This is a genomic window from Moorena sp. SIO2C4, assembly GCF_010672485.1.
GTDB classification, from domain to species: domain Bacteria; phylum Cyanobacteriota; class Cyanobacteriia; order Cyanobacteriales; family Coleofasciculaceae; genus Moorena; species Moorena producens.
The window spans coordinates 1-5356 of sequence record NZ_JAAHGN010000498.1; the positions used below are offsets into that span (position 1 = coordinate 1).

Here is a 5356-nt window from a genome sequence, read left to right on the forward strand (position 1 = left end):
ATCTAATTCAAACACCTCGTCCTATATTTTGTGCTTTCGTCTTGCACGAGTAGTTTTATTTATAGTGTTCCAGAAAAAAACGTCTATCTAACAGAAAATACAAACAGTGTTTAGATCTATATTCAGTAGTCGTATGTAGCAGATCGCAAAGTCATGAAAAGACGTCTGAATTATGTACCGTTAGGTGCACTGTTTTACACACAACACCTCGCAGCCATGGAGTGAAGAGGAGGCCCCTTAATCAGGGAAGTTCTTGTCCCCCCCTTATTAAGGGGGGTTAGGGGGGATCCCTTACTTACTTCTATGTTAGATTTTTTCCCTATTCCCTGTTCCCTGTTCCCTATTCCCTGTTCCCTGTTCCCTGCTCCCTGTTCATAGTTAATGATGGTGATTGCCACGAGAGCGATCGCAACCATGATCAACACCCATAGTAGTGCTTCCCCCATCCTCCCGGCTTGGGCTGCAAAAAAGATAGCGATCGCAATGGTTTGGGTTCTGCCAGGAATATTCCCAGCTAGCATTAACGTAGCGCCAAACTCTCCCAACGCTCTCGCAAACGCCAGAACTGTCCCCTCCATCACCCCTGGCCAAGCCAACGGTAGCAACACTTGCCAAAATACCCTACATTCAGAAGCCCCCAAGGTACGGGCACAGTTAATCAAATCCTGATTGACTTGTTTGAAAGCTCCCAATACAGTTTTATACATCAAAGGAAAGGCAACGACAGTAGCAGCAATCACAGTCGCAGGCCAAGACAAGATTACAGATACTCCCAATTGCCTCAATAGCTGTCCCACTGGGCTATTTCTACCTAGTAACAACAGTAATAAAAAGCCAACTACTGTAGGCGGTAGCACTATCGGAAGGGTTAAGATACTATCAATAATTCCTTTACCTTTCCCTCGATAGCTAAACATCCAGCCCGCTACTGTAATTCCCAGAAAGAAAGCAAAGATAGTAGCCAAGCCAGCAGTTTTTAGGGAAATCCATAAAGGAGATAAATCTTCCATAGTGTTGAACAAAGAGTATGGGTAGTGTGGCAAATTGCGTAGGGTGCGTTAGGGAAGGGCTCGAACTGATTTTTCGCCTCGTCGTCAGCCTTAGCAAGCCCGTCCCGTAACGCACCACCAGGGGAGAGAGAAGAAGTATTTTTCGATAATTTGGTATATTTAAATATAGCGTTTACTAGTCTAATAAGGTACATAAAAATTTTTTATTTGTTCCCTGTTCCCTGTTCCCTGTTCCCTGTTCCCTATTCCCTATTCCCTACTCCCTACTCCCTACTCCCTTATCTGCCATAGTAAACCCATACCTCAAAAATACATTTTTAGCTGAATCACCAATAATAAACTGCACAAACTGGTTAGCAATATCAGGGTTTTTAGACTCCTTCAATACTGCTACTGGGTAGATAATCCGGGAGTAAGACTCTGGCGGAGCAGTAGCAACTATTTTAACTTGGTTTGATAGTTTAGCATCTGTTGCATACACCAATCCAGCATCCACATTACCGGTTTCCACATAAGATAGAACTTGGCGAACATCTTTGCCAAAAACTAACTTCGGTTTGAGCTGTTCAAACAAATTAAGAGTATTGAGAACTTCCTTAGCATACTGTCCAGCTGGTACACTTTCCGGGTCTCCCATGGCTATTTTACTGATGTTATCAGACCTTAAGTCCTTAAAATTAGAGATACCATTCTCGTCTTTAGGAGTAACTAAAACTACCTGATTAGTAATAAGACTTTGCCTTGTACCTTTCTTGATGCAGTCGCTCATGGGGGTTTCCCCCAAGACCGCGCTGCATCGCTCTAGTAAAAGCCCCTTAGATTCCAGAGCATTCATCTGTTTCGGAGCTGCTGAAATAAAAACATCCACTGGCGCTCCCTGTTCGATTTGTTGCTGCAACGAACCAGAGGATGCAAAGTTATAAATAATAGTAACATCTGGTGTTTCCTTAGTGTAGAGTACTTTGATAGCTTTCATCGCATCTTGTAAGCTAGCAGCCACTGATACAGTTAGGCTCACCACTTCTGGCTGTTGATTGTTAAGGGTAGCACCATTGCAAGCTACTAAAACTAAGGATAGACTTAAGCACAGAAACCATGATCTAATTAGGGATTTAACCATAAAACTGAGTAGTAGAGTTATAGCGCTTTTTAGTAAGCGCGAGGTTCATTTAAATTTTATTCCCGATTCCCGACTCCCGATTCCCGATTCCCTACTCCCTACCCAATTAGATACTTAACAACGGGAGCATGTCACCTTTGTAATTAGGTAAATAGATCCCCCCTAGCCCCCCTTAAAAAAGGGGGGAATTAGATTCAAAAGTCCCCCTTATTAAGGGGGATTTAGGGGGATCTAAATCAGGGATTAACAAAATTGACATGCTCCCCTTAACAACAAAAAAAATAGCCGTATAAATCATGTCCACGGCTATTTCAAGTCCACAGTAAGTGGAGTTAAATCGCTCTCTTGATGCAGTCGCTCATGGGGGAAACCCCCAAGACCGCGCTGCATCGCTATGTCACTCAGTTCCCGAACCCATCGAGAAGTAATCCTGTTTCATCATACCGGAACCTTGGTTTTTGCCAAGGGGGGAAACCCCCCCGAAAAACTAACGTTTTAACGTAGCATCCAATACTTAGTGATGATAGTAATCACCTCTCCTGGCATGCCCGTAGGTTGCAGAGGACTCCACTCGGAAGCCTGTGCGTAGCCCATGGCAGAGAGGGTATGAATACTATTAGTTACTGCTTGACGAGGCCCCTTTAAAATGTGCTGAACAGGTTGTTGCTTTGGGAAAAGATCTTCAAGATTAATGCCAGGAATTGGATGTTCAGGATTATTGTCGGGGTTAGGGATAAATTCTTGCGACATAGCTCAAGAGTTGAATTGTGTTTATATGATTATTGTAATGATTATATAAAATATTGTCAAGAGGTTTTTATAAATTTTTTTTGGGGTTATTTTAAGGGTAAAAAAAAAGCGATCGCGTAACCTTAGCGATCGCTTTTTTTTGTATTAATTTTAACGATACTCCTGTTCTCTCTTGCCTACCTTTACAGATCAACTTTTCACTTGGTGAAAGATCTTAATTATTTATCCCTTCTTTTCAAAACTGAACCAGCCCCTAAAGCACTAACTCCCAGTAGTGCTAATCCAGACACAGGTTCAGGGACACTAGTTGGATCAACCCAGTATAGCGCTAATCCAGAAGCCGGTTTAGGGACACTTGCTGAATCAAGCCAGTTTGAGGGAACTTTATTAATGCTGGTGATAGTTTCGCTAAAATTAGGATTGGGATCAACATCAACCCAGTTTGAGGGAAGGTTGGTGATAGTTTCTTTAAAATTAGGATTGGGATCAACATAGACAATTGAACGAGGTAAGAAACCGCCACGAGTAAACCTAATTCCTGACTCTCTGTTCCAGCTAAAAGTCTCACCTCCTAAGTCCATAAACCTACCAAAATCGACATCTATAGTCCAATTATCAGGGGTAGCTTTAAACGTAGTAAAAGGGATTCTAGGAGGAAAAGGACGAGGATCAGGGTTTATAGGAACAAAAGGAATAGTAGGAGAATAAGGCAAGGGTTCCAAGGTAATAATATCAGAACCTACTGTAGTAAAAACGCTTATAGGATCAATAGCAGCAGACAAAAATAAACATTGCCTCTCAACACCACCTAGTCGAGATGAACCTTCTAAATCAAGACACCAAAAGAGTAATTCCCCTTGATTAGTGTACTGAACCAACCCCTCATAATTTATAGTTGGGGGAGAAGGCTCTGGAAAAAGACTCAAAAAATCAGAAAATTCAAGTGTGCCACTGAATTCGTGCTTGATTATCTGGAAAGCAGCAGCGGGTAAAACTCCAACAGTAGCAGAGGTTAAAGCGATAGCAGTAGTAACAACACCTAATTGTTTAGAAAAATTAATCAAAGGAATTCTCCTGGTTGAGTAAGTAGACAAATTGAGTTAATTGCACCACAAAGTGGGCAATTAAGATTTTGGATAGTTTCCAAAAAAATCTCAAGCACCGAAGAATTTATCAGACATAAAATTTAATCTGGTAAAACTTTAACCTTTACGCCGAATTATTCTTTTGGTAAAAAAAATAACTCGATCACATTTGCTAGAATTAGACTACCATAAAAAATAATAACACTGGAAATATTAAATTAACTTATACGCCATTTTACTGACTTATATTTTTTGGGATAGCCTCTGCATCTGCCGCCGGTTTATAGCGTTGATCGTAGCTATATATAAAAAAAAGTCCATTTTTATGGACTTAACTCGCTCTACAATTATGGTTTATTTAGTTAATAAAACTTAACTAGAATCTCTTATTATTGCTCCCTTCTTTTCAACAAAGAACCAGCACCTAAAGCACTAAGTCCCAGTAGTGCTAATCCAGACGCAGGTTCAGGTACACTGGTTGGATCTGGCTTTGAGGGATCCTTGGTGATAGTTTCGCTAAAAGTAGGATTGGGATCAACATAGACAGTTGGAGGTAATAGCGACCCCCCAAGAGTAAAGGTAATTCCTGAGTCTCTGTTCCAGGTAAGGGTATAAGCCCCGGCGTCAACAGCCCTACCAAAATCGATATCTAGAATCCAACTATCAGGGGTAGCGTCAAAGGTAGTAATAAAGTTTCTAGGAGGAACAGGAAGAGGAGACGGAAAAGGAGAAGGCAACGGTTCAAGGGTAAGATCAGAACCGACTTGCTCTAAACCTTCGACATCAAGAAACCAAGAGAGTAATTCCCCTTCAGTATTGTACTCAACAAACCCCTCGTAATCTCTAGTTTCGGGAGGAGGCTCTAGCAGAAAATCAGGAAAATCCGATAATTCAAGTTCGCCGCTGAATTCTTGGTTAATTATCTGCTCAGCAGCAGCCGGTAAAACTGCAACAGTAGCAGAGGTTAAAGCGACAGCAGTAGTAACAAGTGCGAATTGGTGAGAAAGATTAGTCACAGAAAGTATCCTCCTTCAGTATGTATAAAATAAGGAAAAGTGCGTAGGGTGTGTTAGGGGCGGGCTTGCCTTGATGTTCAACCTGGAGCGCCAGTGTTGAGATAGCCCGACCCGTAACGCACCACTGGGTCTGGGTCAAACAGCAAAAATGAGATGCCTCACTTTTTTCTTTAACAGTAAGAAATAATTACCAGTTTTTTTGTTATGATAAATTATTAGGATTTATCATAATCCCTTTGTAAATAATAGAGTTAGCTTGAATTATAGTCACCTCAAAAATCCATGTCAATAATTTATCAAAACCCCTAAAAGTGCCGATGCCAAATTGCCTGATTATTATAGGATTTATAATAGTAGTGAATTAATTAATGTTGA

General features: G+C 41.1%; 5 protein-coding genes and 1 pseudogene. 1 reads left to right on the plus strand and 5 read right to left on the minus strand.

Annotation, left to right across the window (positions count from 1 at the left end; genetic code table 11):
• Nucleotides 1-374: 374 nt before the first annotated feature.
• Both modB and modA read right to left on the minus strand, forming a co-directional pair.
• A pseudogene (gene modB, locus F6K20_RS22860) lies at nt 375-1010 on the minus strand (molybdate ABC transporter permease subunit); the annotation flags it as partial.
• 256 nt (nt 1011-1266) lie between these two features.
• Entirely contained in the window at nt 1267-2130 is an 864-nt protein-coding gene (modA, locus tag F6K20_RS22865; RefSeq protein WP_502708864.1) for a molybdate ABC transporter substrate-binding protein, read from the minus strand.
• Here modA and F6K20_RS22870 point away from each other — a divergent pair.
• Nucleotides 2063-2248: a hypothetical protein gene (locus F6K20_RS22870; RefSeq protein WP_287256526.1), complete on the plus strand. Its 186-nt coding sequence runs from the start codon at nt 2063-2065 to the stop codon at nt 2246-2248. The genes modA and F6K20_RS22870 overlap by 68 nt on opposite strands.
• 377 nt (nt 2249-2625) lie before the next feature.
• Here F6K20_RS22870 and F6K20_RS22875 read toward each other — a convergent pair whose 3' ends face one another.
• The 3 genes from F6K20_RS22875 to F6K20_RS22885 form a co-directional block, all read right to left on the minus strand.
• On the minus strand, nt 2626-2880 hold the full coding sequence (locus tag F6K20_RS22875) for a hypothetical protein (protein WP_287296131.1): 255 nt from the start codon (nt 2878-2880) through the stop codon (nt 2626-2628).
• A gap of 218 nt (nt 2881-3098) precedes the next feature.
• On the minus strand, nt 3099-3944 hold the full coding sequence (locus tag F6K20_RS22880; protein ID WP_287296132.1) for a hypothetical protein: 846 nt from the start codon (nt 3942-3944) through the stop codon (nt 3099-3101).
• Between the two features lie 410 nt (nt 3945-4354).
• Nucleotides 4355-4981 (minus strand): PEP-CTERM sorting domain-containing protein, encoded by a 627-nt coding sequence (locus tag F6K20_RS22885; protein WP_287296134.1) that lies wholly within the window; start codon nt 4979-4981, stop codon nt 4355-4357.
• Nucleotides 4982-5356 lie beyond the last annotated feature (375 nt).